Below are 26,750 nucleotides of genomic sequence, written 5' to 3'. Positions count from 1 at the left end.
CTAAGTAAAAGCGTTTCGCACAGCTGTCGGCATCGTCGTCCGGCGAACCAACGAATCGTCCCCTAGAGCCCCTCTACAGCCAGTTTTGAATCCATAACGTATCTTTGTGAGGTTCTGATCCACTCATAGTGGAAAGATTTCGTTCGACCCGATGAAACGACCGGGGAATGGCGCTCAGTCGTACGCGTACTTGACCTCGATGACGTTCTTCCGGTCTCTGAGCGCCGGGAACAGTTCGTCCACGATTCGGTCGTCGTTGAACCGCTCTTTCGGTCCGGACAGCGACACCGCGCCGATGACCGACCCGTCGCTGACGAGCGGGACCGCGATGGACCGAATCCCGTCTCGTCGCTCTTCGTCCTCGAGCGCGTACTCTCGCTCCCGTATCGTCTCGAGTTCTTCGAGGAGCGCCCCCCGGTCGCTGATCGTGTGGTCGGTCTTCGTCGGGAGCCCGTACTCGTCGACGATTTCGGTCACCCGCTCGCCGGGGAGCTCCGCGAGAATCGCCTTTCCGAGCGCGGTCCAATGCATGTGCGTGAACTCGCCGATCGGCGCGTTGTCGTACACCGCCTTGTCGCCCTCGGCCTGGTAGACGATGACCCGCTGTCCGTTCTCCTCGACGCCGAGATTCGCCACCTCGCCGGTCGACTCCGCGAGGTCCTTGATTTCGGACCGCGACGCGCCGTACACGTCCAAGCGCCCCCGGGTGATGCTTCCGTCGCGGAGGAACCGAAGTCCGAGTCGGTACCCGTGTTCGTCCTTGACGACGTACCCCGCCGCCTCGAGGGTTTTCAGATGTACGTGCGCAGTACTGGTCGGCACCTCGAGCGCGTCCGCGACGTCGTTAATCCGCACCGTCCCTTGCTCTCGCAGAACGCCGATTACCCGGTACGAGCGCATGACCGCCTTCACGCGCTTGCCGCCGCCTTCGCTTTCGTTAGGTGCCATAGTTCGCCTTTCGGAGCAGGACAGATAAATTCTACTGATGGTGGAAACACCCCACGAAGTCGGTAGCGACCGCGGCCGACGCCGTCGCACGCGGGTTTACCCTCGCTGTCGTCGTACTGATACCGTGGGGTGTCTCTCTGGTGATTGACGAATGTTCATAATTAATCCGAATCGGTGAGTGATTCGATACGTGAGCCTCGGTTTCCGTTCAACTAGACACATGTGCTCACGGAGCACACCAAGCACAGAGGCGCTTGTCCGCCTCACGTACTTCTACTATGAGTAGAACTGCTGCCAATCGCGAACAACCCGGTTCTGCCGCTGATTCCCGTTTTGGATGGATTCATCAACTCGAAACGAGCCGACGAGGTACGCGGACCGACGCTCGCGTCCCGGCTACACGCCGGTCCCTACGACGTCGCTGCGAGTGAGACCGGCCGTGCATAACAGGCCTACCCGTGTAACTCCTGCATGGCACGGGCATCTCTCGAGTAGTTCGTTTTCAGTGGATTATGATTACAGAGCTATGTCTGTCACGGACGGGTCGTTTCGGACCGTCAAGTCGGGGTCACGGAGTCCGAAGTCGTCGGTACGACTCCGGGAGGCCCTGCGCGCTCTCACTGGACACGCCGCCGACGACGTAGTTGGCATCCTGGCCGACGTAGGCGAGAAGCCTGCGAACGAGCTCGGCGTCGATGGCCTCGACCGAGTCGAGAACGAAGAACGGAACGTCGTCGGACACTTCGTGGACGAGGTAGCCGGCAACGGCGAACACGAGACCGATAAGCTCGTGCTCGGACGCCGGGAGGTGGTCGATAACGTCCTCGTAGACGGTTCCATCGTCCGTCCGGCGCTCGATGTGCGGGACGAATCGCCCCGTGGGAGCCGCGTCCGCGTCGTCGAGGGCGTCTCCGTCGCCCCGTCTCTCGATCCAGAGGCGGGCGAGGGGGTCGTATTCGAGGGCGTCGAGGACGTCCGCCATCCGGTCGTTGAACGCCGAGACAGCCGCGCATTCGAGCCGTTCGATACGACTCCGAAGCTCGACGATTCGGTCGTCGATTTCGTCCTGCCGAGCTTCGAGGTCCGCCCGTCGGTCGAGTTGGACTTCGAGGGAGTCGAGGTCCTTGACGACGGCATCGCGCTCCTCGCGTCGCCGCTCCAACTCGAACTCGACTCGGTTGACCTCTCGATGGGCGGCGAGGACCGCGGCGCGGTCGTCCGGCTCCGCGGCCTCGACATCGCGTCTCAGGTCGGCGATATCCGATTCGAGGGCGTCGCGTTGGGTTTCGAGGTCCTCGACTCGCGCCCGGCGTTCGGCGCGCTCGCGGCGTAACTCATCGCGTCGAGTTTCGAGGTCGCGTCGCCGTCGTCGTTGGTCTTCGAGTTCCGACCGGCGCTCTTGGAGTCGTTCGAGGCGGTCGGTGAGTTCGGCGCGCTCCTCGCGGCGGTCGTCGCGGAGCGTCCGGAGTTGGTCGAGCGTCGATTCGATGCTCGCTTCGGGGACCGAGGTCCCACACGTCCAGCAGACGACCCGGTCGTCATCGTTGGCTCCGCCGTCCTCGCCCGCGCTCGCGGCGACGGGCGACGTCCCCGACGAGAGGAACTGTTCGTTGAACCGTAGCGTCCGCTGAACGTCGGTGATGTCCGCATCTAACCGTCGTTTTCGCGCGCGTGACTCGGAAAGTTCGTCGGTCAACTCGTCGAGTTCGCCGGCGGTGTCGGCGGGACACGACGCGAGTGCTGATTCGACCTCGTCGAGTTCGGCGTCGAGCGCGTCAAGCGACTCCCGCTCGGCCTCGAGTTCGAACTGGGCGTCGTCGAGCGCCGCGTTCAACTCCCGTAATCGGTCCGCCCGCGTCTCCGCGTCCGACGCGTCGGCATCGGTTTCCGTCCGCGCGTCAGTGTCGGCGTCGACCGCCGATGCTTCGATTCGAGCGAGCGTCTCCTGCCGGTCTGCTAACTCGGCCTCCAAGCGCTCGACGGCCGCGTCCAGTTCGTCGCGGCGCTCGCGGAGTCGGGGGCGCTCGGATTCGAGCGTGGACAGCTCCGCGATTCGGTCGTCTAACTCGGCGCGCTCGGCGCGGAGCTCCGCGATTTCCTCTTTGACGGCGTCGATGTCGACCGAGTGCGTGACGAGCGCCCGCAGGTCGCGCTCGCCGGTCACCGCCTGCCGGGCCTCGTCGGAGCCGAGCAGGAACGCGAACAGGTCGGCGGTCGTCGAGTCTTCGAGGTACGGGTCGCCGGACGCGACGACGCGGTCGCCCTCCCTCACGAACGTCCGCGTGTACGTCTCGCTCTCGACGGCGAGTTCGACCCGACCGCCGTCAAAGCCCTCGTTAAACGGGAGTTCATCGCTTCCCAGCGCGGCCGCGAGACCCCACAGGAGCGGTGTTCGGTCAGCCGCGTCGCGTCCCGTGACGACGGAGACGCCGGGCTCGAACTCGACGGTCGCGTCGTCGAGGCCGGCGAACCGCGCTACGGTCAGGCGGGCCGGTCCGTTCGTCGTGGCCATACGGTGTTCCACACGGGGGGCCGTGAAAACAGTTGGTGACGGGTCCCAAACCCGTTCCACTACTATCGCTGGAACGCATTTTGCACGGGTTCCAACCGTACGCTCGGCGTCTATCGACTCCGATTTGGGCCGATACGGGAACAGCCGACGATCAGCGAGTCCGGAACTGTGTTCGAACTCCCCCGTCGTCGCTTTCCTCTCGGGCCGTCTCCTCGTCTGTCGGCAGGAACCACAAATCAGTTCCACAGCTATCGGTGGAACGATTTTTCGCCCCGAGAATCCGGTCGTCACTGGTCGCTCGAAACCGTGGTTCGGAGAGCGCGAAACGGACTACTCGCAGTCGCAACCGCCCCTATCGATGAGGTCTTCGACCGTGTATTGGGAGTCACAGCCCGGGCAGTGGACGCGAACGTCGACGTACACCTCGGCGGCGTCGGGAGCGAAGTCGAGTTCGTCGGCGGCCGCGAGGTCGGACAGCGACTTGTCGGTGACGCGCTCGACGCGACCCAGCAGGCGTCGAATGGTCTCCGACCGGCGCTCGCGGAGGTCACCATCGTCGCGGTCGGCCTCCGACGGCGGCGTCACGCCGCGGTACGAGGTGAGATACGTCCGCATCGCCCGGTGCGAGACGAAATCGGTCTCGAGTCGCGCTACGTCGACGCCGGCGCGTTCGAGCCGGCGGACCGCATCCGTTCGCGACCCGCTCGAAACGCCGTCGTCGGTGAGCACGCGGTACAGATTCTCGACCTCGCCGTCGATGACGCGTTCGTTCCGCTCGTCGAGCGCCGCGCGAAGGAGCCGTCGGTTGAACGCGTCTGCGAGGTCACGGAGGCTCGACCGCGCGTCCGCTTCGGCGGTCCAGCGCCGTTCGAGCTCCGCGCCGAACCCGTCGAGACCACGCTCGCGGAGCAGTCGGTTGACCTTGCTCTCGGGGCCGCGCTTTCCACCCGGGGAGTCGTGTGGGTCGCTCACTGTCGACTGCTATTCGGGGAGTACACATATGCTTGGCGCGCGGTGAGATTGGATACCGGGGGGTGGCCCAAAAGAGGGTACAAAGGCGAAGTCGGGATGGGCGGTCAGTAGTTTGCGGCGTCGCCGCGGCCAGTAGACGGACCCCGACCGGCCGGCGATTCGCGGTCCGAGTGCACGGCGGCGAAGTCGTCTCGGTCGTCCGCGTCGAGGCCCGTCACCGGGCGCGACGTCGAGGGTGACGATTCGCTCTCGTTGACTCCCTCGACGATTCGGTCGGCGGGGGAAGTCGCGGCGTGTTCGGCGAGCTTGAGAGTGACGGCGACGGTAGCGCCGCCCTCGGGGTGATTTTCGACCGCGACAGTCCCGTCGAACTGTTCGACGAGCGCGGCGACGAGCGAGAGACCTCGGGACTCGGGGGACCCCGCGACGGTCTCGCCCGCGTCCGGGAAGGCGTCTTCCGTGAACGGCGGGCCGTCGTCGGAGATACGGACGGTCACGGTCTCCGCGCCGCGCTCGGCGCGCAGGCGGATTCCCGGACGCTCGGCGTCCGCCCGCTCGACGGCCGTGACGAGGAGGTTTCGGAAGACCGCGGAGAGCATGCTGTGGGCGAGAACGTTCACCTCGGGCAGGTCTCCGGAGACGGCTACGTCGGTGTCGTGTCCGGCTCGGACCTTCCGAAGCTCCGCCTCGATGGTCTCGGCCAGCGGCTTCGGTTCGAGGTCTGCGGTCCGCTCCGAGGTAAGCACGTCAGTGAACTGCGCCGTGCTCTCGGTGAGGTCGATGATGCCGTTGCTCGCGGCGACGATGTTCTCCAGCCGTTCGTCGGCCGCCGGCCCCGCCTCTTTCCGCACGACCGACGCCCACCCGCGGATGACTAGCGCGTCGTTTCGGATGTCGTGTTGGAGGACGCGGTTGAGGACGGCGAGCTGTTCGCGCTGTTGGCGGAGTTCGGTCTCCCGTCGCTGTCGCGCGACGGTCCACCGGTAGATGCCGAACACGAGGAGCGCCGCGCCGGCCGCCTGTGCCCCGTCTTCGAACAGATAGCTGAACCAGACGGGCTGCTCGACGAACTCGTCGAGGAAGTCGGTCAGCGCGAACAGGTACGAGGCCGCGACGCCGCCCGCCAGCGGGTAGAAGACGAACGGGTCGCGTACTCGTCGGACCACGAACAGGCACGCGAAGAGGACGGCGACGACGACGCCCTCGCCGACGAGGTCGAGCGCCGTCGTCGTCGGGTCCGGCGGGAGCACCATGACCTGCGCGCCGACCGGGATAGCCGACCCGGCGGCGACTACCCACGGGAGGTATCGATGTGCGGCCCCGATGGGCTCCTCACCTGTGGATTCTGGTTCGTCGTTGGCGGGTACTCTCTCCGCCCGCGTTGCGGAGTTCATCTCGGCTCACCACGCCCCGAGCGCCTCCCGCGTCCGACCGGCGGCATCTGTCTCGTTCGCATACTCTCGTTGACGGCGATGACCGATGAAGTGGTTGCTATGTGGATTGTCTGCCTCACTTTCTGCTCGGTAGCGGTACCCTGTGTTCGGTAGTCGTACGGAGTCGAAAATAGTCCGCGGGGCGACGCGTGCCGTCAGCTCAGGTAAACACCCAGACCGCGGCGACGAACAGCAGCGACCCAAAGACGAACGTGACGTCTCTGGTCCGAACCATCATGCCCTCGGTCCGGAGGGCTTGGCTCTGTTCGTCGCCCAGCGAGCGCGAGAACCCCTTCGTCTCCATCGCCTCCACGGTTACCCGCGAGCGCTTCGCCACGTTGAAAATCAGCGGGTAGAACGCCTTGACCGAGAGCGTCAGCAGGTAGTAGAAGTAGCGCCACCTGAACAGCCCCTGCTTTTCGGGAACCTTGCTCCGGAGGCGGAAGGAGTTGATGAGCGCGTGGTACTCCTCGACGAGGAGCGGCATCATCCGGTAGCCGTACGCGATGGCGAACGTGAGCTGTCGAGGGACGCCCAGACGCAACATCCCCTTGCTGAGTTTCTGCGGGCTCATCGCCGAGAAGACGGCGAGGCTGATGACCGAGATAATCGTGAGCTTGAGGAAGAACGGGACGAGCGCCCCGACGGCGTCGATTCCGACTTCCTGGCTGGTCGTGGCGGTGTGGATGCCCCGACCGACCGCGGCCACGACGATGCTCCCAGTCTCGGCGAACACGCTCGCGTCGCCCGCCATGACGCCCGCGACGACCCGGCCAGCGTTGTCACCCAAGTACCCTACCGCTTGAACCGCCCCGCCGATGAGCGGGACCAACACCACGAAGAAGCCGACGTTGGTGACTTGGCCGAACAGGAGCAACGCGAGCAGGTACTTGCTGACCTGCGAGAGCGCGGCGAGCACGAAGGCCGCCGCGAGCAAGATGGCCAGCGGAAGCGTGTCGTAGAACAGCCACGGGATAATCATGAACAGCACGGTCCACAGCAGGACGACTCGTGGGTCGAAGCTGTTCAACAGGGCGTCCTCGTTGTCGTAGGCCGTCCGCATCAAATCGACCTTGATGTCGGCGACCGAGATGTCGGTGAGCGCGTCGACGTACTTCATCGCATCCCTCCGTTCGGCTCGCCCCCGCGGCTGACATCGGCGACACCACCATCGGCGAGCGCATCATCCTCGAACGAACGAGCCAGTGTCTCACACATCGCGTCGGTGCTGAGAGCGGGCGATTCCAGCCCGAGTCGCTGGCTCAGTTCGACCACCTGCGGCTGTCGCAGGTCGGTCTCGGCGAGGAGGTCCGGGTCGGAGAACACCGCCGCCGGCGGTGCGTCCGCGAGCACCTCGCCCTCGCCCATGACGAGGACGCGGTTGGCCCACGCCGCGACCAGTTGCAGGTCGTGCGAGGCGACGACGACTGTCTCGACGCGGCTCTCCGCTTTCCGGAGCATTCCGGTCACTTCGCGTCGGCTCTGGAGGTCGAGACTGCCCGTGGGTTCGTCCAGGAGGACGACCGTCGGGTCGGTCGCGAGCCCGATGCCGAGCGACGCGCGGCGCTGTTGGCCGAGGCTCATCAGGCGACCGTCGCGGTCGGCGAGGTGTTCGAGGTCCAGATACGCGAGAATCTCGTCGACGCGTTCGTCCACGTTCGGGGCGTCGCGGTTCTCGAGGTAGTAGGCGATGTCCTTGCGGACGGTGTCCTCGACGAACATCTCTTCGGGGTTCTGGTGGATGTAGACGGTGTCGTCGGCCAGTTGCTCGGGGAGCGTCTCACTCGTGTCGCGCCCGAGGACCGTCACTCTCCCTTGGTCTGGGGACTCTAACCCCGTCATCAATCGCAACAGCGTCGACTTCCCGGAGCCGTTGGCACCGACGAGGGCGACCCGGTCGCCCGCGTGCAGTTCGAGGTCCAGCCCATCGAGTACGCGGTTGTACCCTTCCCGAAGCGTGGGGTAACCGTGACCGACACCGCGCATCGTCACCAGCGCGTCCCGTTCGGAATTGGGAGACGGGGCGGTGTCTGCGTCGGCTGCCGCTACTGCGCCGCCGTCGACCGCGGCCCGCGACTCACGCGTCGCGACGGGCTGAAACGCCGTTGCCGCCTCGTCGACGGTCACGGGATACCGACCGCTGGGTAGAGTTCCCACCTCGGTCGGCAGGCCGTCAGCGATTTGTGTGACCTGCGGCGGGTGGATGTCGTGGGCGAGTAAGTCGTCGAGCCTGTTGAGTCCGACCTCGACCGGTTCCTTCCAGGCGACCCCGCCGTCGGAGACGAGCACCATCTCGTCGCAGTAGTCGGCGATGAACTCGGAGTGGTGTTCGATGACGATTATCGTCTTGTCGCGCTCCTCGTTGAGTCGTCGGAGCTGTTCGTACGTCTCGCGGGCGTTTCGGGGGTCGAGCTGTGCGGCGGGCTCGTCGACGAAGATGAACTCGGGGTCCATCGCGAGCACTCCAGCGAGCGCGACGAGGTGTTGCTGGCCGCCGCTCAGTTCCCAGATGAACCGGTCTTCGAGGTGGTCGAGACCGAGGGTTTCGAGCGCGCGGGTCGCCCGCTCGGCGTAGTCGTCGAGCCCGTGGTTGAGCGGTGCGAACTCCACGTCGTCGCGGACCGTCTCCTGGACGAGTTGGTTCTCGAAGTCCTGGAAGACGTAGCCGACCGTCTTCGAGAGTTCGGCGACGTCCGACTCGCGGGTGTCGGTGCCGGCGACGGTGACGCGCCCGTCGAACGTCCCCTCGAAGAAGTGCGGGATGAGGCCATTGAACGTCTTACACAGGGTCGTCTTGCCGCTGCCGTTGCCACCGACGACGGCCGTGAACTCGCCCGGCTCTATCGTCACGCTCGCGTCGCGCAATACCGCCTCGTCGCCGCCGGGGTACTGAAACGTCAGGTTCTCGACGACGATGTTGTTGCTGCTCATAAAAAACAAAAAATGGATTCAGTCCTGCAGGCCGTCGACCTTGCGCTGGCGGTAGGCGACGAGTCCGAACGAGATGACCGCCGCGATGGCAATCGGCACGAACAGGAACGCTTGGCCGTACGTTTCGACGAACTCCGGCGTGAACGTGATGAGCCCACCGCTGGTCTCGCTCAGCGTCTCGAACGCGAACGCGACGGGAATCAGCGCCACCCACGCGATGAGTCGCTTCAGGGACGTGCGCGTGAACATCGGGCCGTCGCGGCCCTCGAGGGGACTCATGCCGAGCAGCGGTTCGATTTTCCCGCGGAGCCGCGGGTAGAGGAACAGTGTCGGAATCGCCCCGAAGACGACGCCGGCGATAATAATCTGTAGTAGGGCACCGATTCCCTCGGTGGCCCAGACGGTCTCGGGGAGCCACGAAATCGCTTCGAGTTCTTCGACGCCGATGTAGAACTTCCCGACGTCGATGAACCACGCCGCGGTCTCTTCCATCGCCTTCGCGAGGAAGCCCAACGCCGCGATCTGTTTGACGTTCTTCGGGTCCGTGATGAGCGACATCACGAAGAACCACGATAGCGTGACGACGATTAACCCCTCGACCGCTCCGAGCGCGCTGAAGTCACCGATGAGAATCTCTCCGAAGACGATGCCGCCGACCGGAATCGCGAGACAGGCCCAAAACGAGCGGAAGAGGAGAACGACCGACATCGCGACGAACCAGAACGGTCCGATAGAGACGCCTAACCCGCCTATCGAGAACTCCGGCAGGAGCTCCGTAATCATGCTCTGCAGACCGTGTAGCGACATGACGAGGATGAACGCCATCATGTCCCTATGGTCGAAACTGAACGCACTACTCGAGTTGCTGGACGTTGTCACCATCCGGGTGGTGGTGGTTAAGCAAGTTGTTTAATCGTTGGTATGAGCACAGCGTACGACTGTATAGCTGACTATAGCCTGTGGAGCAATCGGTGGACGTACATAGAACTCGCGCCAGTATATTGCGCTCCGGATACCGGCCGGTCGCGGCGCTCGCAGAGCGGTTCGGATGCTACTGAGTGCGACTGTCCGTGTCGAAAAAAGAACCGAGCGGCGGCGACGATGACGGTGACGCCGACCGTCAGGCGTCGGGCGCGCCCACGCAGCGCTCGACGTCCGCGCGGGACTTCATCTCCAAGACGTTGTACGGAGCGTCGATGTCCGCGGCGACCGACCGGAACGACGGAAGCGGTTCGTGCGCGTCTTCGGTGCCGTCGTTGTCGTGGAGGTGCGCGACCTGAATGCGGCCGCCGAATCGCTCGACGAATTGTCGGTAGTCGACGCCCGTCGCCTTCGCGTGGCCCACGTCGAGCGTCAGTTTCAGGAACTCGTCGCCGACGCCGACGTCGTCGAGGAACGCGGCGAGTCGGTCCGGGGTCGCCGTGTGCCGACGCGTCCCCGGTTTGTCGCGCTGGTTTTCGAGACAGACCGGAACGCCCGCCTCGGCGGCGAACTCGGCGCACTCGCGGAGCGTCTGGACCGCCTGCTCGCGGGTGTGTTCGCGGACGTGGTCGGGATAGCGGGTCCGAACTGTCCCTCCGTGGACGATAACGCCGCCGGCGTCGATTACCGCGGCGAGTTCGATGGCGTCTCGCGTCGCCGCGACCGTGGCCTCTCGAAGTCGCTCGTTGACGTTCCCGGGCGCGACATCGAGATGGGGACCGTGGACCGTGTAGCTCACGTCGAACTCCTCGGCGACCGCTCGCAGGCGTTCGGCGTCTCGCTCGTCCGCCCGAACGTCCAGATACCCCGCGCGGAGTTCGACGTGGTTCAGGTCGAATCTGCGGAGGAACTCGGCGAACGAGGCGACTTCGTCGGCGTAGCGGATGTCCATCGACGCGCCGAACCGCGGTCGCTGGACGGGCGTCACCTCAGACATCGACCCGGCTCGCGGGGACGAGGCGGTCGCCACGGAGGACGGGCACGACCGACCGGGAGTCGATTTCCGTCTCGAACTCATGGAGGTCGCGCCGCCGAATCTCGTGTTTCTGCTCGTATCGCGGCCCTTTCGCCGTCACGAGGAGACGCGCGTACCGCTCGCGGTCGCGGTCGGTGAGGCCGTCGCCGTGAAGGCACTCGTCGATGAGCGCCGCGCCGAGGGTGTCGTCGGGCGTCGGCTGGCCGCTCGACCCGCTGGCGACGATAGTGACCGGCCGCCCGCGGTCTTCGAGCAGGTCCGCGACCGCCGCGGCGTTCGTGTAGCCGCCGACGAACACCTCGACGTCGGACCCGCCGCGCTCGCGGAGCGTCGAGACGGCGCGCCCGCCGTTCGTGGAGGTCATCGCGGTCGGTCGCCCCTCGAGGTCCAGTCGCTGGACGTAGCTCGGCGAGTTGAAGAAGTCGTAGCCGGGGTTCGGCTCGTAGTCGTCGGTCTTGCCGCCGCCGATGAGACACTCGGGGTGGTCCTCCTGATACGCCGGTTCGTCGCCGCGCTCGTCGGTCACGTGGACGTACTCCGCGCCGAGCGCGAGCAGTTCCGCGACGGTCGCCGAGAAGTGAGTCACGTCCACCACGACGTAGTCGCCCGGTTCCGGGTCTGCCGGGATGTTCTCACAGCCCTCTATCAACGTCTCTACGAACGGCTCTGTCTGTCGTCCATCTGCGGACATAACCCAGGTTCTCTACAACACCTACAAGTCAATTGCTAGTAGCGATATATATCGACCCGTACTATCAGTAGCTCGAACGACTCGTTCGACTGGGCCGGTGTCCACCGAATTCGATACCGATTACTCAGAAAGGAAAACTGTTATAGATTCGTATTATTACATGAAATAGCGTCGTAGAATTCGGTGTCGAACGCCGATAAACGTGATGTCCCGTCGGACTGAGTTTCACGTCTTGATATTCCCTAATCAGGGACTGTTAGGCTCAAATACGTCGTTTTAACTCCCCGTGACTGGTGGTCGTGAAGAGAGACTCGGAAGAGCGTAATTCGGGCGCACTGCGGGACCCATTCGTGCCCGGGGAATCCGCTAACTCACGACGCGATTTGTCTCGGTCTACCGGACCCGAGACTGTCGTTTGCAGAACTACCAGCAGCAATTCGTCCGTTCGTGACGAACCACTCTGTCGTTAGTATGGACGGTTCAACAGGGGGCGTCTCGCGGTCGATACTCACGACCCGCCGGCCGTCTGTGTCGGGTCTGGCTCCCGACCGACTCTCGTGAACTCTAATGTCAGACTAATCAGAATTTATACTGTTTTACTGTCTAAATAGTGATTTTCGAATACGCGTACGACTGTCGCTTCGCTGTCGCCGACAGCGTCTTTGGCCGCCGGTCCAACGTCGATTCGAGATGGCTCTCGATGCCGAACGACTCACCCGATTCAAGACGCCGCTCCGATACGTGATGGGCGCGCTCTACGTCCTCGCCGGTGTGATGCACTTCGTCGTACCCGACGCGTACGCACAGGTCGTCCCACCGGTCTTCCCGGCGGCGCTCGCGCTCGTCTACGTCTCGGGCGTCGCCGAAATCGCTCTCGGCGTCGGCGTCGTCTTCCGCCGCACCCAACGCATCGCCGCGTGGGGACTCATCGCGCTACTGGTCGCGGTCTTTCCCGCAAACGTCTACATGGCGACGAGCGATATCGTCCTCGAAGGCGTCCCGGCGGCGCTTCGAGAGCCCTCGGACGCCGCGCTGTGGCTTCGACTGCCGCTTCAGGGCGTGCTCGTCGCGTGGGCGTGGTGGTACACCCGCCCGGAGTCAGACGGCGGAGTCGACTCGTCTCCGAGCCGGTGACCGTCACCGAGTGAGTCGGTGCCGAGCCCCACGCTGTCCGGCTGTTTTCGGAACCGAACGGAACTGATTCAAGCGCGCCGGTGCGAGCCGTATCCGATGACCGAAGACGACACTCACGACCACGTCGTCCCCGGAAGCGACGAGGCCATCGATTCGGCCGACGTTCGGGGGTACGACTTCGACGGCGCGTTCGACTTCGACGAGTTCCTCGACGCGTACGCGACGACCGGCTTTCAGGCGACACAGCTCGCCGAAGCCATCGACATCGCCGAGGAGATGCAGGACGCGGACGCGACCGTCTATCTGACGTTCACCTCGAACATCATCTCGTCGGGCCTGCGCGAGGCCGTCGCCTACCTCGTCCGCGAGGGCTTCGTCGACGTGCTCATCACGACGTCCGGTTCGCTGACCGAGGACGTTATCAAGACCGCCAAGCCGTTCAAGATGGGCTCGTGGGACGCCGACGAGGGTGAACTCCGCGAGCGCGGCATCAACCGCCTCGGCAACATCTACGTCCCCTCCGACCGGTACGTCTGGCTCGAAGAGTACCTCTACGACTTCTTCGAGGACTTCTTCGCGGAGGAGAAGGTTCGAACGCCGACGGCCTTCGCCCGCGAACTGGGCGAGACGCTCGACGACGAACACTCGGTGTTGAAGCAGGCGGCCGACAACGACGTACCGGTCTACTGCCCGGCGCTCACCGACGCCGAGGTTGGTAACTTCCTCTACTACTACCGGCAGGGCTACGACAAGGACGTCGGCATCGAGATTCTCGACGACTACGACTCGCTCATCCAGAACGGCCTCCTCGCAGACGAGACCGGTCTCATCGCCGTCGGCGGGGGCGTCCCCAAGCACCACGCCATCATGACGAACCTCTTCCGCGGCGGCGCGGACTACGTCGTCTACATCTCGACGGGGATGGAGGGCGACGGCTCGCTGTCGGGCGCGCCCCCGAACGAAGCCGTGTCGTGGGGGAAAATCAAGGACCACGACACGAACTACACGCAAATCGAAGTCGAGGCGACGCTCGTCTTCCCGCTCCTCGTTGCGGGCGCGTTCAAGAACTAGCGCGTCTGGACGCCCGCCGAGCGATATTTATCCTCGTGAACGAGTGGTTGTTCACTCAACATGAACGGAGACGACGCGGGCGGCGGCGAACGACGAACGGTCGGCATTCTCGGCGGTATGAGCAGTCAATCGACGGTGGAGTACTACCGACTCATCGACGAGGGTATCAACGACGCTCGCGGCGGCCATCACGCGGCGGAACTCCTGATTCGGAGCGTCGACTTCGGCACCGTCGAGCGCTTTATCAAAACCGAGCAGTGGGACGACGCGGGAGAGTACCTCGCCGATGCCGCGGTCGACCTCGAAGCGGGCGGCGCGGACTTCGTCGTCATGGCGACGAACACGATGCACAGGGTCGCCCCGCGCATCGAGGCGGCGCTGTCGGTTCCGTTCGTCCACATCGTCGACCCGGCCGCGGACGCGATTCACGCCGAGGGATTGGACGCGGTCGGCGTCTTGGGGACTCGGGCCACGATGGACGGCGCGTTTTACCGGGAGCGATTCGAAGCACGCGGCATCGACGTTATCGTCCCCGACAGGTCGCGTTTCGACGAACTCGACCGAATCATCTTCGAGGAGTTGACCAAGGGCGAGGTCCGCGAGTCGTCTCGCGCGTTCTATCTGGGAGCCATCGACAGCCTGGTCGAGCGGGGTGCCGAGGGTATCGTCCTCGGGTGCACGGAAATCGAACTCCTCGTCGAACAGACTGACCGACCGGGTGTGCCGCTGTTCGACACGACGGCGCTCCACGCCGAGCGGGCCGTCGAACGAAGCCTCGGGCAGACAGACACGTAACGGAGGCTGTCGCTTCGAGTGTTCTCCGGGTGCGGCCAGTCGAGTAATCGTTCGCCACGACGATTCCGGTCATCTATTTTCAAGTGAGTACTCACTCAGTAGAGTTATATCCTCGTCTACGAATAGTCGTTCAATGAACGAAGACGCCACGCGGACGCGGAACGGCTGGCGACGCAGACGAACCCGAATTCGGGCCGCGATTCGAGACGTGCCGCCCGCGCAATGGCTCGCCGCGATACTCACCGGGTTCCTCGGGAGCGTCCCGCTCGGGTTGATGATGCAGTACGGGAATCCCGAACCGCTTCTCGCGCTCGCGCTTCCGAGGATGTACGGCTTCGCCGGTCCCGACATCGTGCTGGGTTGGACGATTCACCAGTTCCACGGCGTCGTGCTCGCGCTCGCGTACGTCGCCGCGGTGCAGTGGCGGCCGCTCGAACGACCGGCGGCGTCCCTGCGTGGTGCGGTCCTGTTCGCCGTCGCTGTCGGCGTGGGGACGACGCTCGTCTTGTCAGTTCTCCTGATGCCGCTGTGGTTAGCGGCGGTGCAGTATCCCTTCGCGCCCGCGTTCCCCGACCTCTCGATGCCCGAGAAACTGTGGAGCGTGCTCGGCCACGTCGTGTTCGCGCTCCCGGTGACGGTCGGCTACGCGGTTCTCTCGCGGGAGTAACCCGAGAAGTGGTCCCGTCGAGGACTCGGTGGCGTCGCCGTCGACCTCGGCGAGGTGGGGCGTGTCGGAGACCGAAATCACGCGAGATTCGACAGAACGTCCGTCTCTATTGTCCCCCAAATAGCGCTATGTGACCGTCTCAGCAATCGAAACGGCTACGTTAGGCTCATAGCAATTCCCTTTAGCAGACAGTCATGTTTCTCGGGCGATGGTATCAACCAGGCGAAGTTTCATCGGGGGTTCTGCCGCGGCGGTGGCGGGTCTCGCCGGCTGTCTGACGACGAGCAGTTCCGAGAGCGACGCCGACTCGACGGGTTCCGGTGGCGGCGACGGGGAGACGTACGAGGTCGGCTATCAGGACTTCCAGACGAACATCGAGGCCACCGCGTTCCCCGATATGCTGTACTTCTACTGCGTCCAGTCCGGATGGATGAACTGGCCGTCGCTGATGCAGTCGTTCGAGGACTCCTACGGCGTGGCCGTCCACGACGACGACCGCTCGTCGGGCGAGGCGCTCCAGCACATGCGCTCCCACTCGAACAACATGACCCACTCCGGATACAACGGCGGCTACACCTACGGCATCGTCGCCCGGAACGAGGGCTTCACGCAGGCGTACAAGCCGAAGGGGTGGGACAAGGTTCCGGACTCGCTCAAGACCGACGACGGCCACGTTACGGCGACCCGCCGGGTGACGACGGCCGTGACCTACCGGAAGGATATCTACGAGGAACGCGGCCTCGACGAGCCGACCACGTGGGAGGACCTGCTCCAACCCGAAATCATGCAGGACCTCGCGCTCCAGACCCCGCAGGCGGCGGTCGGGCTCGCGGCAGCGTTATCGGTCAACAACGCCCACGGCGGCAGCATGGACGACCTCCAGCCCGTCATCGACTACTACGAGCGGATTCAGGAGGGCGGCGCTGAGTTCACCGACAACTTCCTCGCGCAGTTCTCCCGCGGCGAGTACGCGACGTTCATCCGGTACGACTACTCCGGGCTCGACCTCAAGTACAACAACGACGAGGTCGCAGAAGAGAACGTCGGCGTCGCGCTCTTGGGCGGCGAAAACGGGAACAAGGGCGCGCTCAACATGCCGTACGGCTACGCGCTCTTGGAGGGTGCGCCGAATCCGGCCGCGGGCAAACTGTTCATGGACTACGTCCTCTCGCTGGAGGGCCAACAGCAGTTCCTCGACGCCTACGTCAGGCCGATTCGCTCCTCGGAGCTGGAGCTTCCCGACGAGTTCATCGACCCGTCCGAGTACGACCGGACGGAGTTCCAAGTCGACTACGGTCAGTTGGTCGAGAAACAGGAGGACATCATCCGAGAGATAACGCGCGGCGCGAACATCTGAGGATGTCCGACCGACACGCCGAGAACAGTCCGCACTCGACGCTCCGGGCGCTCACGGCGCGAGTCGTCGGCGCGTTCGAGACCGTCGCGAACCCCGTCACCGAACGAGAGCGCGAGTCCCGCCGCATCGTCGCGCTGTGCGCGCCGTTTGCCGTGCTGTTGCTCGTCGCGGGTCTGTATCCGCTCTCCGAAGTCGTTCGCATCAGCGTCTCGACGGCCCAGTACCGGTCGGTCGGATTCTCGCTCGACGCCTACGCGACGCTGTTCGGCGACCCCTACTACCGACAGGTGGCGTTCAACTCTCTGTGGCTGACCACCGGGACGACGCTCGTCTCGGTCGGACTCGCCGTCCCCATCGCGCACGCCCTCGAGAAGTACGACCTCCCCGGCGAAGACCTCCTCGTCACGCTCGTCTCGTTTCCCATCAGTCTCCCCGGCATCGTCGCCGCGTTCATGATTCTGGTGCTGTTCGGGAACAACGGCGTCGTCACGGCGCTCGCGGCCACCCTCACCGGGAGCCGACCCACTGACCTCGCCTTTGCGGTGAGCGTTCCGGGGCTGTTCGTCGCCTTCGTGTACTCGATGGTGCCGCGCGCGACGCTCATCCTCCGCGGGACGTACGCCGAGGTCGACTCGGCCGCCGAGGAGGCAGCCCAGGCGCTCGGCGCGACGCCGTTCGAGACGTTCCGGCACGTCACACTCCCGCAGATTCGACCGGGTATCACCGGGGCGCTGATACTTACGTTCCGGACGGGACTGGCGATTTTCGGGACGCTCGTCGTCATCCAGACGCTCGTCGTCTGGACGCTCCAACTCTCGCGGGAACTCGGCGTCGGCTACGACGTGCAGGTCGCCGGCGCGATGGCGACCGTCTACTTCGCGTTCACGTTCCTGTTCACCGTCTTCGGACTTCGGTACACCAGCGCGGAGGTCGGCATATGAGGCCGTCCCCGTCCCTCTCGCGTCGGTTCGGGCGGTCTGTCGTGGCGCTGGCCCTGTTCGCGACGGTCGCGTTCCTCATCGCGCCCATCGTCCTCACCGTCGTCGCCTCGTTCGCCACGAGTTGGACCGGCGTCCTCCCCTCCGGGTTCGTCACCTTCGAGAACTGGCGGGCGGTGCTGGGGCTCGCGGACACGATTGGCTCACAGCGCAGCATGGGATGGAGCCCCCTGTTCAGGCTCCCGCTCGGCGGCGAGACGCTGACGGTGTTGGTCCCGGCGGAGTTGGCGTTCAGCATCGGGCTGGCGCTCGGCGGCGTCCTCATCAACCTCGTCGTCGGCGTCCCTATCGCGTACGCGGTCGCTCGCTACGAGTTCCCGGGGAAAGAGTGGGTCAACGCGCTCTCGGTGCTCCCGCTCGTGCCGGGCGTCATCTTGGGCGTCGCGTTCCTCCGGGCGTATCCAGACCTCTCGGCGACGAGCTTTGGGCTCATCGTCGGCTACTCGCTCCTGAAAGCGCCGTTCATGGTGATGGCAGTCAAAAGCGAGTTCGAGTCGATGCCGCTCCGACAACTGGAGGAATCGGCTCGCTCGCTGGGCGCGTCGTGGCCGCGGACGTTCCTGACGGTCATCGTGCCGAACGCCCGCTCGGGCATCGTCTCGGGAGCCATCATCTGTTGGGCGCTCGCGGCCGCGGAGTTCAACTTCTCGTACATCGTCTGGGCGAAAGGCACCCAGCCGCTCGCGCTCTTCTTGCAGCGACACATCTCGAACAGTTCGTTCACCAAGGCGGCGGCCGCCGTGTCGATGTTCTTTTTCATCATCGTCGCGGTCACCCTCCTCCTACAGCGGGTCGGTCGCCGCGGATTCGACATCAGAGGTAGCTAATGGCAGACGTGACACTAGATGCGGTCCGAAAGGACTACGACGACACGACGGCGCTGGACGGCGTTTCGCTCACCGTCTCGGACGGCGAGATTCTGGGCGTACTCGGTCCCTCGGGATGCGGGAAGACGACGACGCTCCGGACCGTCGCCGGCTTCGAGACGCCGACCGACGGCACGGTCAGGTTCGACGGCGAGGACGTGACGAACGTCCCCCCGGAGAACCGCAACGTCGGGTTGGTGTTCCAGGAGTACGCTCTGTTCGACAACATGACCGTCGCCGAGAACGTCGCGTTCGGGCTGAAGATGCGGGGCGTCGGGAAGCACGAGCGACGGACTCGGGCCGAGGAACTGCTCGAACTGCTCGATATTGGCGAGATGGGCGACCGCGACCCGACGACGCTCTCCGGCGGCCAGCAACAGCGCGTCGGGCTGGCTCGCGCACTCGCTATCGAGCCGAACATCCTCCTGTTGGACGAGCCGATGACGGGGCTCGACGCCCAACTGAAGGCGCGCCTGCGGACCGAAATCGGCGCGCTCCTCGCCGAGTTGGACGTCACCGGCCTCTACGTCACCCACGACCAAGAGGAGGCGATGGTGATGTGCGACCGCGTCGCGGTGCTGAACGAGGGTCGCGTCGAACAGGTCGGACCGCCCCGAGAAATCTACGAATCGCCGGCGAACGAGTTCGTCTCGGAGTTCGTCGCACTCGACGCGCCCGACCTCCCGTTCGTCAGCTGGTGATTCGACTGCAGCGGCGCGATTTCGACGGCGTCCGACGGGAGGTGCGGCAGTCGGTACACACGGTCATCGCGTTCGAGTTGGAGCGTCTCAGTTCCGAACAGGCGGTCGGTGGCAGTCCGGACGCGCTCTAGTTCCGCCCGCGACTCGGGGGCGAGTCGCCACTGCGGCCCGAACAGTCGGTCGTAGCCGACGACTCGCCCGGGGCCGGCGTCCTCGGCCTCCTTGTCATCCTCGTCCTCGATGCGGTACTCCATCGCCAGATACCGGAACGACCAGTCGAAGACGCCCAGCGCGGTGAACGCTCCAGCGACGACCACGGCTCCCCCGAGCAGTTCGACCGCGACGCCGGAGGTCGTCGCGGTACTGAGTAGGCCAATCAGCATCAGCGCCCCGCCCACGACGAGCGAGAGCGGAGAGCGAAGCCCGCGGACGACCCCGCCAACGACGACCGCCGACGGCCTCGGACGGATGATTTCAGACCCGTCCCGCGAACTCTCGATTCGCTCCCACTCGGGTGTGTCAGGAGCGAATCCGAGTTCGACCGACGTGCGCTCGTCGAACGCCTCCAGTCGGTCGCGGTAGACATCGACGATGTCGGCGAGGAGTTTCACCGCGAGGACGAACGCAAGCACGAACGGCGGCGGGGCACCCGAGATGACGAACCCCCCACCGATGAGGAGCGCCGAGCCGGTTCCGGCCATAGACGTGAGCGCCGACCGAAGCGGCTGCTGCGGTGGGACCGAGGCGTAGGTTCCTCCGAGCAAGTACCGACCCACGTCGACGGCTCGACCGAAGATGACGGCGAGCACACCCAAGCCGACAGAGAGCGATTCGGCGTCGGTCATCGCCGTGCCCGTGGTCTCCCCGACACCGCCGACACCGATTGCGCCAAAGAGCGCCCAGCCTACGCTTCCGACGGCGAGCGCCATCAGGATGGCGGGGAGGTTCGCGACCTGAATCGACAGCGGTAGGACGGGGAGATTGATGCGCCCGCGCTTTTCGGCCAGGGCACCGAACACGAGCCACGAGAAGCCGTTCGCCTCGTAGACCGGCTTGCCCTCCGCGAACAGCGCCTTCACCGCGGCACCGACGAGGCACGCGCCGAGTTCGACCCAGTAGACCGCCAACAGCGCCACGAGCGACCAGTCGAGCGCGAGCACGCCAACGAGCGGGACGGCGTTCACCGCCATCAACACCGCCACCTTCGCTCGCCGTTTCTCACTGGGAGTGAGCATTGTTGATAGAGAGACATTTCGCTCGGGACAGTTAGGTAGTCTGACTCGCGTCGGGCGGTCGGAACCGCGCTTCCGCGACTGGAAACCAAGCGTTGATACTGTCAGCGAATTATCCAGAACGCGTGCGTTCCTCGCTTCGATATCTCGTCTCGCTCGTCGTCGGTCTCGTCGTCGCCGGTGTGGCCGTCTCGGTCGCCAACACGCCGGGGTTCCTTCCCGTGGCAATCGCCCCGTTGTACGCGGCGACCACCGCGCTCGTCCTCCGCCACCGCGACGGGTGGAAGCGACTCTTCCGATTCGGAAACCAACGCTGGAGCGACCGAAAGCGGGGGGCGCTCGGGGGCGGCATCGGCGCGCTCAGCTTCTCGCTGTTGCTCAACGTCTCGATTCCGGCTGGCATCACCGGAATCGGATTGATGTTCTTCGGCCAGGCGCTCACGGTCGCCGACTACGAGTCGCTCCCCGAGTAGTCGCACGCCGCCGGGGCGATTCGAGAGCGATTTCCATCAGCTATATGACTGGATGTGCGAAACGACGCACTCGATGTCCCCTCCACGGTACGGCGACGTTCCGACTTCGTCTCTCCCCGCCGGCATCGGATTCCTCCCGGTGCTTTCGGCGAATCTCCTTCCCCTCGCCGGCGTGCTGTGGTTCGGCTGGAACCCCGGGACGCTCCTCGCGGTCTACGTCCTCGAACTGCTGTTGCTGTTCCCGCTTTCGGGCGTGAAAGCGCTGTTCGCCGGCCGGCCGCCGACTTCGTCCCGCGAGGGCGGCGTCTTCAGCCTGTCCGACAACGACCTCGTCGACAAGCGCGGAAGCGTCACCGTTCACGAGCGTCTGCCGCCGGTGTATCCGCGGAACGTTCCGTTTGCGACCGCCGTCGTCAGCGGCGGCGCGTGGGTGGGCGTCTTCCTCCTCGCGCCGCTCTCAGAGGTCGTCTCGGTGCTCGACGTACTCGCCCGCCCGGAGGCGGTCGTCAGCGTCGCCGCGCTCGTCATCGGGCAGGCTGGCGAGACCGCCGCCACGTTCCTCCGGCGCGACCGATACGCGGAGCGCTCGCCGTACGCCCTCGTCGAGATTCCCGCCCGGCAGGCGATGTTCCTCGCGTGTCTCCTGTTCTTCGTCGCTCTCGGTGGCGCAACCGTTGCGCTCGCGGGGTTCGTGTTCGTGAAACTGCTCTTCGAGTGGTCCGGCTTCCGTGCAGAGCAGAGTGGCGGCCGGCTCACCAGTTGGCTCTCCGGTCCCGACAGCGACGCGATTCGCGACGAGGTCGCCGTTCCCGACGGCCATCCATCGGCCGCAATCGACGCGGACCGTCGCGCAGTCGTCGCGGCCGCGGTCTGGCGCGCGGTCACCACGACGGGGCCGTTCTACGTCACCATGGCTGCGATGGTCTGGATCGGTGGAACCGCCTTCGTCGCCGAGGAGGCCTCGCTCGCAGTCTGGGTCGGGTTCGGCGTGTTCGGACTCGCCCTCCTCGCGTTCATGCTCGTCGGCGACGTGGTCGAGGACACGCTCGCAAGCGGGTGGCTGACCTACCGTCGTTTCGACGACCGGCTCGTCGTTCACGACCGTCTGACGAACGAGCCGCAGTGGGCGGTGACGGTCGGCGACCTCCGCGACGCCGAGGTCGTGGCGACTCGACCGACCGACCGCTATCTTGGGACGCGAACGTTCACGGCGACGGTCGGATGGGGCGACGACGAGACGGAACGCACGCTCGGGCCTGTCGCGGACGCCGAGGCGTTCGTCGACGCGTTCGACCTACCGGTCGAGTCGACCGGACTCGCGCCACTCGACCGCCGGTTCGCCGGGGCGGCCGTGGCCTCGATCGTCCTCACCGCGGCTGGCGTCGTCGCCGTGGTGGCCACCCCGCTCGGCCCGTCCACGAGTTGGCTGCTCGCGTTGTTCCTGTTTCCGGCGTTCGCCATCGTCCCCAAGGGGTTCTGGAAGCTCGCGCACTCGTGAGGTGAGACGAACAGAGCGGTTTGTGACGAACGAAAACGTGAGCAGAAGAAGGCGCGTGAGGAAACGAGTAGCGCCACGACGAGGCCGCCTGCGACGACCCGCGGACGGACTACCCTCGCGAATGTAACGAGTAGGCGATGAGTACGACGCCACAGAACTGAAACAGCCGCGTGACGAGCGTGAGCGGCTGTTGGTACTGGAGGCCGATGTAGCCCTGGCGCAGGAGCACCGACCCAACGAAGGCGACGCCGAACGCGAGGGCGGTGAGGAGGAACAGACCCGCGGAGAGCGCCCGCATCGTCCGGCTGTCGTGACGGCGGTAGCCGCGATAGGCCTGATAGCCGACATAGCTCCCGACGAGTGTCGACCCGAGCGCGAGCGAGACGATGAGCCAGTCGAGGACCGCCGACAGCGTCGCCATCTCAGAGGTCCTCCCACATCCGTTTGAAGCGGTCGGCGGTGTCGGTCTCTCCCTCGCCGGGGAACGACTCGTCGGCGGTGCGCGTCAGCGACGCCTCGAACGAGCCGTCGTCTAATTCGACGGAGAACTCGGAGAGCGTGGCGGTGTAGACGCTGTAGTGGTTGTTACTGGTTCGAATCTCGGTCTGCTCGTCGAGGAGTCCGTACGCTTGTAATCGTTCCACCCGACGGTAGACCGTCGGTTTGGACATCTCACACTCGTCGGCAAGCTCTTGTGCGGACATTGGTTTGGTACTCGTCGCTGCGAGGATGTCCCGGGCGTACTCGTCGCTGAGGAGGTCGAGAACATCACCCAGCGCCGGTTCCTCACTCACGGTGGTCGAATGACTGCTCGTCGGACTAATAGGCCCATGGGTTTCCACCCCTGTTGGTCGCGGCGACCGATTCGGGACGGGTGTACGATGGGGCTGTCGGGATAGCACGGTGGGGCTTCGGATTGGTTCGACGGTGCTGCGGGGCAACACGGCGATGCTGTGGAGGGGCTGTCGCGTCAGCGATGACCGCGATGGGTGCCGGAGTGCTGTCAGAGGGCACAGAACGGTACTGCTCGGGAGGGCAGTACGGTATCGGTTCGGCGGGGCCCATCGCAGTTCAACCGATGCGCCGGTAGATGATATAAAAAGGGGGCCAGTTTCTGACCCAGAAATTCGCGCGATTTCAGGCGGGACAGCCGACCGAGTGACCGACTTCGACGAGGCGGTCCGTCTCGACACCAGTCCCGCGGACGGTGTAGCCGTAGCCGTCGCAGTTCCACGATACCGAGGTGGTCGGTCCGTAGTCGATAGTCGCTGGCCGACCTGCCACCATCGTGTCGCGCTCGTCGGCGTCGATGTCGAGCGTGTAGTTGAACTTCGCCACCGTGAGTTCGCGGCCACCGGCGGCGTAGCGGAGTCCGACCCCGTCGATGCGGCCGGTGGTCCGCGTGGCGTAGACCAGTTCGAACGCGGACGGGACCGTCGGGTCGGGGACCGAAATCGAACTCCGCGCTTCCAAGTCGCCCCTGCTCCGGAACCACTCCGTGTTCGGCGTGTTCGGTCGCTCGACGGTCGTGTTCGCGCCTATCTCCGGCCGGAACGTGTCCGCCGACACGGCGGCGTCGAAGGTGACGTTCGTGTACGTGGTCGTCACAGAGTGTCGAGACCCGTCGGCCGTCCACGCCGTCTGTTTGCGAAGCGGGTAGAACCGCTCGCTGTCGAGCCACAGCCGCTGGTGGTAGCCCGCCTCGCTCCGGTTCGTCTCGGGCGCGATGTCGATGACGTACGCCTCGCGCCCGCCGACGGTGTCGGTCTCGACGAACTCGACGACGTAGCTGTAATTCGCGTCGGCCCGCGGGGCGGCACCGGCGTGTCGCGGCACGACGGGCAGCGGTGACACGCCGATAGACTGCGGGCGACCGGCGTCGTCGGTCAGCCCCGCGGCCGCGACGAGGAGTTGGAGTCGCTCGGCCGTCCGCGACTCGGTCGGCGGGCCCGTGAGCTCGATGGCGGTCACGGTGTCCTCGTCAGTGTCGTGAAGCCAGAGCATCGAGCCGTTCGAGACCTGCCAGTCGTACTGTCGGTTCGCCGCGTTCCGAAAGTGAACGCGCTTCCGCTCCGTCTCCGGGACGAGCGTCACGTCGGCGACGGTGCGAGACGTCACCGTTCCATCGGTTCGAATCTCGACCGTCTGCGTTCCGGTGAGCGCGTCGATTGCGCGGTAGCGCTCGGTTACGTTCGCGTCGACCGAGGGGCCCGCGTCGCCGATTGCGCCGCCCGTCGTCCAGAGGACCGCGGGGAGTGCGACGGCGACGAGCACGAACACGGCGAGTGTGCGTCGGTTGAGTCGGAGTGGAGGGCGAGTCATGCTGGGTGTACTCTGACAGGGAGTTCGACTGCGTGTCTGGGGGCCGACGGCTAAATACTTCTGGACGACTGGGGCAGTCGAACCCGACCGGACCGGTAGCGACTCCCTCCGCGGACGAGATGGCCGGGATACGACGCCCTCCACTAGCCCAACCCGAACTCGGGAGAGGGTCTGCGCCCACCAGTAGGGTCTCGTTCAGGCGTTCGTCGCCGAGACGACCATCGTCAATCGTCACTCGGTTCGTTGACGGATGGTTCACCGCCCGGACGAGACGCTCTCCCGCCCGTTCACCTCTCGAACCGCCGAGCAGTTTATGGCCATGTGGATGGTAATCAATTTATAATGTCAAGAGAGCGGGGCAAGTTGCCCAGACACATCGAATCTGACCTCATCCTTCGAGAGTTCTTTCAGGAGGTGACCGAATACGCGATATTTCTCCTCGACGCGGACGGGTTCGTGGCGACGTGGAACGAGGGTGCGAGACGGATAAAGGGCTACGAGCGAGACGAGATTATCGGTCGCCATCTGTCCGTCTTTTATCCCACCGAGGGAGACGGCACGTCTCCCGAGACAGTGCTCTTGATCGCCGAGTCCGAGGGAAGCTACGAGGAACAGGGGTGGCGGGTCCGGAAGGACGGGTCGCGCATCCTCGCGCACGTAACCATCCGCGCGCTGCGTGACGACGACGGAGAGCTCAGAGCCTTCACGAAAATCGTCCGAGACGTCACCGAGACCTACGAGTACCGCCAGGAGTTAGAGCGGAGCCGCGACCGCCTCGAACGCACCGAACAACTGGCCGACATCGGCGGCTGGGAGGTCGACTACGAAACCGGCGAGCTACGACTGACCGACGGGACCAAGCGGCTGGTCGATATCCCGCCCGACGCGGAGGTGACAATCGACGGGCTCAGGGACTTCTTTCACGAGGACGACCGCTCTGTCATCGACGGAGCTATCGAGAGTGCGAAGGTCGACGGCGACCCGTTCGACGTCGAAATGCGGGTGATAACGGCCACCGGGCGAACGCGGTGGGTGCAAGTTCGCGGTGAGCCGACGGACGGCGGTGCCAACGTCCGCGGCGCGGTGCGCGACATCTCGGACAGGAAAGAACGCGAAGAGCGACTCATGGTGTTGAACCGAGTGCTTCGTCACAACCTTCGGAACAACCTCAACGTCGTCAGCGGGTACGCGAGCGAGTTGAAACGAGACCTCGAAGCGCTCGGCACTCCGTCGATAGACGAAGGCGACTACGACCGGTTGCACGAGACGCTGGCGAAACTGAGCGAGACGACCAGGGGCATCGATACGGAACTGCGGACGCTCGACACGCTGGTCGCCGCAGCGAGTCAATTCTCGGCGGAAGTGATGGTCTCGAAGACGGACCGAATCATCGAGAACGCCGACAGCCTCGTGTCGACCGGCGAGAAAGCCCGGCAGTTCGAGAACGCCGTGGAGGGGAGCACCGACAGACACCCGGTCGGCGTCGGCGACGTTTTCGCTGACCTCAAACAGACGTACGAGCGGAAGCATCCCGAGGCGGAGATTCGAATCGGGCAGAGCGAACAGACCGTGCTCGCGAGCACGCACTCGCTGTACCTCGCGCTCGACGAACTCGTACAGAACGCCATCGTCCACAACGACGAGGACCGCCCCGTCGTCGCGGTCTGGTCGCGACGCCTCTCAGGAGAGCGAGTCGCAATCGCGGTCGAGGACAACGGTCCCGGTATCCCACAGACCGAACGGGAGATTCTGAAACGCGGGAAAGAGACACCCCTAACGCATGGGAGCGGAATGGGGCTGTGGACCGTCCACTGGTTCGTCACGCAGTTCGACGGCGAGGTGTCTATCTCGGACCGCGCTGAGGGCGGGTCAACGGTCGAACTCAGACTCCCCGCGCTGGAGAACTGAGGTGGCTATTGGACATTACTTGGGCCATCTGAGTAGTTTAGACTTTTCAGATAACCTAGGTTATTTAGATTTCCCTAATACTGGAAGTTCGTCAGGGAACTCACAGTATCCCGGCAATGCAGACATTACGAAGCTAGCCGTCGAGGAACGCGAGCCGGAACAGTACCATACTTCGGGATATCCAGATTATTTGGATTACTAACTGGACCTGGCTCGACCTCGAAGCGGGCCGGAAGCGACTAATCCCGCTCGTACGCGACGGGGAGAGCGGTCAGAGAAACACG

The 26,750-nt window shown here is 64.9% G+C and carries 24 protein-coding genes; 11 read left to right on the top strand and 13 right to left on the bottom strand.

The window, feature by feature from the left end:
• Window positions 1-174: 174 nt before the first annotated feature.
• The 9 genes from C5B90_RS14695 to C5B90_RS14655 form a co-directional block, all read right to left on the bottom strand.
• The gene (locus C5B90_RS14695; protein WP_115882654.1) at window positions 175-948 is read right to left on the bottom strand and encodes an IclR family transcriptional regulator; all 774 of its coding nucleotides are present in this window, start codon (window positions 946-948) and stop codon (window positions 175-177) included.
• 568 nt (window positions 949-1,516) lie between these two features.
• Entirely contained in the window at window positions 1,517-3,460 is a 1,944-nt protein-coding gene (locus C5B90_RS14690; RefSeq protein ID WP_115882652.1) for an archaea-specific SMC-related protein, read from the bottom strand.
• A gap of 330 nt (window positions 3,461-3,790) precedes the next feature.
• Window positions 3,791-4,432: a rod-determining factor RdfA gene (rdfA, locus tag C5B90_RS14685; protein ID WP_115882650.1), complete on the bottom strand. Its 642-nt coding sequence runs from the start codon at window positions 4,430-4,432 to the stop codon at window positions 3,791-3,793.
• A gap of 104 nt (window positions 4,433-4,536) precedes the next feature.
• A complete protein-coding gene (locus tag C5B90_RS14680; RefSeq protein WP_115882648.1) occupies window positions 4,537-5,826 on the bottom strand; it encodes a sensor histidine kinase KdpD in 1,290 nt (429 codons plus the stop codon).
• A 199-nt stretch (window positions 5,827-6,025) separates the two neighbouring features.
• The gene (locus C5B90_RS14675) at window positions 6,026-6,985 is read right to left on the bottom strand and encodes an energy-coupling factor transporter transmembrane protein EcfT (protein ID WP_115882646.1); all 960 of its coding nucleotides are present in this window, start codon (window positions 6,983-6,985) and stop codon (window positions 6,026-6,028) included.
• Window positions 6,982-8,796, bottom strand: coding sequence for an ABC transporter ATP-binding protein (locus C5B90_RS14670; RefSeq protein WP_115882644.1), 1,815 nt, complete (start codon window positions 8,794-8,796; stop codon window positions 6,982-6,984). The genes C5B90_RS14675 and C5B90_RS14670 overlap by 4 nt, the downstream gene beginning before the upstream one ends.
• Before the next feature lie 18 nt (window positions 8,797-8,814).
• The gene (locus C5B90_RS14665; protein WP_233512044.1) at window positions 8,815-9,678 is read right to left on the bottom strand and encodes a hypothetical protein; all 864 of its coding nucleotides are present in this window, start codon (window positions 9,676-9,678) and stop codon (window positions 8,815-8,817) included.
• A 238-nt stretch (window positions 9,679-9,916) separates the two neighbouring features.
• Window positions 9,917-10,714, bottom strand: a complete 798-nt coding sequence (locus tag C5B90_RS14660) for a sugar phosphate isomerase/epimerase (RefSeq protein WP_115883024.1) — start codon at window positions 10,712-10,714, stop codon at window positions 9,917-9,919.
• Window positions 10,707-11,444: a 2-phosphosulfolactate phosphatase gene (locus C5B90_RS14655; protein WP_115882640.1), complete on the bottom strand. Its 738-nt coding sequence runs from the start codon at window positions 11,442-11,444 to the stop codon at window positions 10,707-10,709. Before C5B90_RS14655 ends, C5B90_RS14660 begins: the two co-directional genes overlap by 8 nt.
• Before the next feature lie 690 nt (window positions 11,445-12,134).
• Here C5B90_RS14655 and C5B90_RS14650 point away from each other — a divergent pair.
• From C5B90_RS14650 to C5B90_RS14615, 8 genes are all read left to right on the top strand, one after another.
• The gene (locus C5B90_RS14650) at window positions 12,135-12,578 is read left to right on the top strand and encodes a DoxX family membrane protein (protein WP_115882638.1); all 444 of its coding nucleotides are present in this window, start codon (window positions 12,135-12,137) and stop codon (window positions 12,576-12,578) included.
• Window positions 12,579-12,674: 96 nt separating this feature from the next.
• On the top strand, window positions 12,675-13,649 hold the full coding sequence (locus tag C5B90_RS14645; RefSeq protein ID WP_115882636.1) for a deoxyhypusine synthase: 975 nt from the start codon (window positions 12,675-12,677) through the stop codon (window positions 13,647-13,649).
• A 60-nt stretch (window positions 13,650-13,709) separates the two neighbouring features.
• Window positions 13,710-14,444, top strand: a complete 735-nt coding sequence (locus C5B90_RS14640; RefSeq protein WP_115882634.1) for an aspartate/glutamate racemase family protein — start codon at window positions 13,710-13,712, stop codon at window positions 14,442-14,444.
• A gap of 133 nt (window positions 14,445-14,577) precedes the next feature.
• Window positions 14,578-15,111: a hypothetical protein gene (locus tag C5B90_RS14635; protein WP_233512042.1), complete on the top strand. Its 534-nt coding sequence runs from the start codon at window positions 14,578-14,580 to the stop codon at window positions 15,109-15,111.
• Window positions 15,112-15,364: 253 nt separating this feature from the next.
• A complete protein-coding gene (locus C5B90_RS14630) occupies window positions 15,365-16,468 on the top strand; it encodes an extracellular solute-binding protein (RefSeq protein WP_158547233.1) in 1,104 nt (367 codons plus the stop codon).
• A gap of 2 nt (window positions 16,469-16,470) precedes the next feature.
• The gene (locus C5B90_RS14625; protein ID WP_115882630.1) at window positions 16,471-17,409 is read left to right on the top strand and encodes an ABC transporter permease; all 939 of its coding nucleotides are present in this window, start codon (window positions 16,471-16,473) and stop codon (window positions 17,407-17,409) included.
• Window positions 17,406-18,293, top strand: a complete 888-nt coding sequence (locus tag C5B90_RS14620) for an ABC transporter permease (protein ID WP_115882628.1) — start codon at window positions 17,406-17,408, stop codon at window positions 18,291-18,293. Before C5B90_RS14625 ends, C5B90_RS14620 begins: the two co-directional genes overlap by 4 nt.
• Window positions 18,293-19,033: an ABC transporter ATP-binding protein gene (locus C5B90_RS14615; RefSeq protein WP_115882626.1), complete on the top strand. Its 741-nt coding sequence runs from the start codon at window positions 18,293-18,295 to the stop codon at window positions 19,031-19,033. Before C5B90_RS14620 ends, C5B90_RS14615 begins: the two co-directional genes overlap by 1 nt.
• On the opposite strand, the gene C5B90_RS14610 is transcribed toward C5B90_RS14615, so the two are convergent.
• Window positions 18,955-20,268: a DUF6498-containing protein gene (locus C5B90_RS14610; RefSeq protein WP_233512040.1), complete on the bottom strand. Its 1,314-nt coding sequence runs from the start codon at window positions 20,266-20,268 to the stop codon at window positions 18,955-18,957. The two genes, C5B90_RS14615 and C5B90_RS14610, sit on opposite strands and share 79 nt — an antisense overlap.
• Before the next feature lie 122 nt (window positions 20,269-20,390).
• Here C5B90_RS14610 and C5B90_RS14605 point away from each other — a divergent pair, with 122 nt between their 5' ends.
• Together C5B90_RS14605 and C5B90_RS14600 are read left to right on the top strand one after the other, a co-directional pair.
• The gene (locus tag C5B90_RS14605; RefSeq protein WP_115882624.1) at window positions 20,391-20,738 is read left to right on the top strand and encodes a hypothetical protein; all 348 of its coding nucleotides are present in this window, start codon (window positions 20,391-20,393) and stop codon (window positions 20,736-20,738) included.
• 73 nt (window positions 20,739-20,811) lie between these two features.
• Window positions 20,812-22,236, top strand: coding sequence for a DUF6498-containing protein (locus C5B90_RS14600; protein ID WP_115883022.1), 1,425 nt, complete (start codon window positions 20,812-20,814; stop codon window positions 22,234-22,236).
• A gap of 109 nt (window positions 22,237-22,345) precedes the next feature.
• On the opposite strand, the gene C5B90_RS14595 is transcribed toward C5B90_RS14600, so the two are convergent.
• From C5B90_RS14595 to C5B90_RS14585, 3 genes are all read right to left on the bottom strand, one after another.
• Window positions 22,346-22,657 (bottom strand): hypothetical protein, encoded by a 312-nt coding sequence (locus C5B90_RS14595; protein WP_115882622.1) that lies wholly within the window; start codon window positions 22,655-22,657, stop codon window positions 22,346-22,348.
• A gap of 1 nt (window position 22,658) precedes the next feature.
• On the bottom strand, window positions 22,659-23,030 hold the full coding sequence (locus tag C5B90_RS14590) for a helix-turn-helix domain-containing protein (protein ID WP_115882621.1): 372 nt from the start codon (window positions 23,028-23,030) through the stop codon (window positions 22,659-22,661).
• Window positions 23,031-23,373: 343 nt separating this feature from the next.
• On the bottom strand, window positions 23,374-24,558 hold the full coding sequence (locus C5B90_RS14585; protein WP_115882619.1) for an outer membrane lipoprotein carrier protein LolA: 1,185 nt from the start codon (window positions 24,556-24,558) through the stop codon (window positions 23,374-23,376).
• A gap of 342 nt (window positions 24,559-24,900) precedes the next feature.
• Between C5B90_RS14585 and C5B90_RS14580 the strand changes: the two genes are divergently transcribed.
• Window positions 24,901-26,466 (top strand): PAS domain S-box protein, encoded by a 1,566-nt coding sequence (locus C5B90_RS14580; protein ID WP_115882617.1) that lies wholly within the window; start codon window positions 24,901-24,903, stop codon window positions 26,464-26,466.
• The last annotated feature ends 284 nt before the right edge of the window (window positions 26,467-26,750 follow it).

This window comes from Haloferax sp. Atlit-12N, from assembly GCF_003383095.1.
In the GTDB taxonomy this organism is placed as follows: Archaea; Halobacteriota; Halobacteria; order Halobacteriales; family Haloferacaceae; genus Haloferax.
Note: the sequence above shows the minus strand (reverse complement) of the source record. Positions and strands in the feature narration are given on the sequence as shown.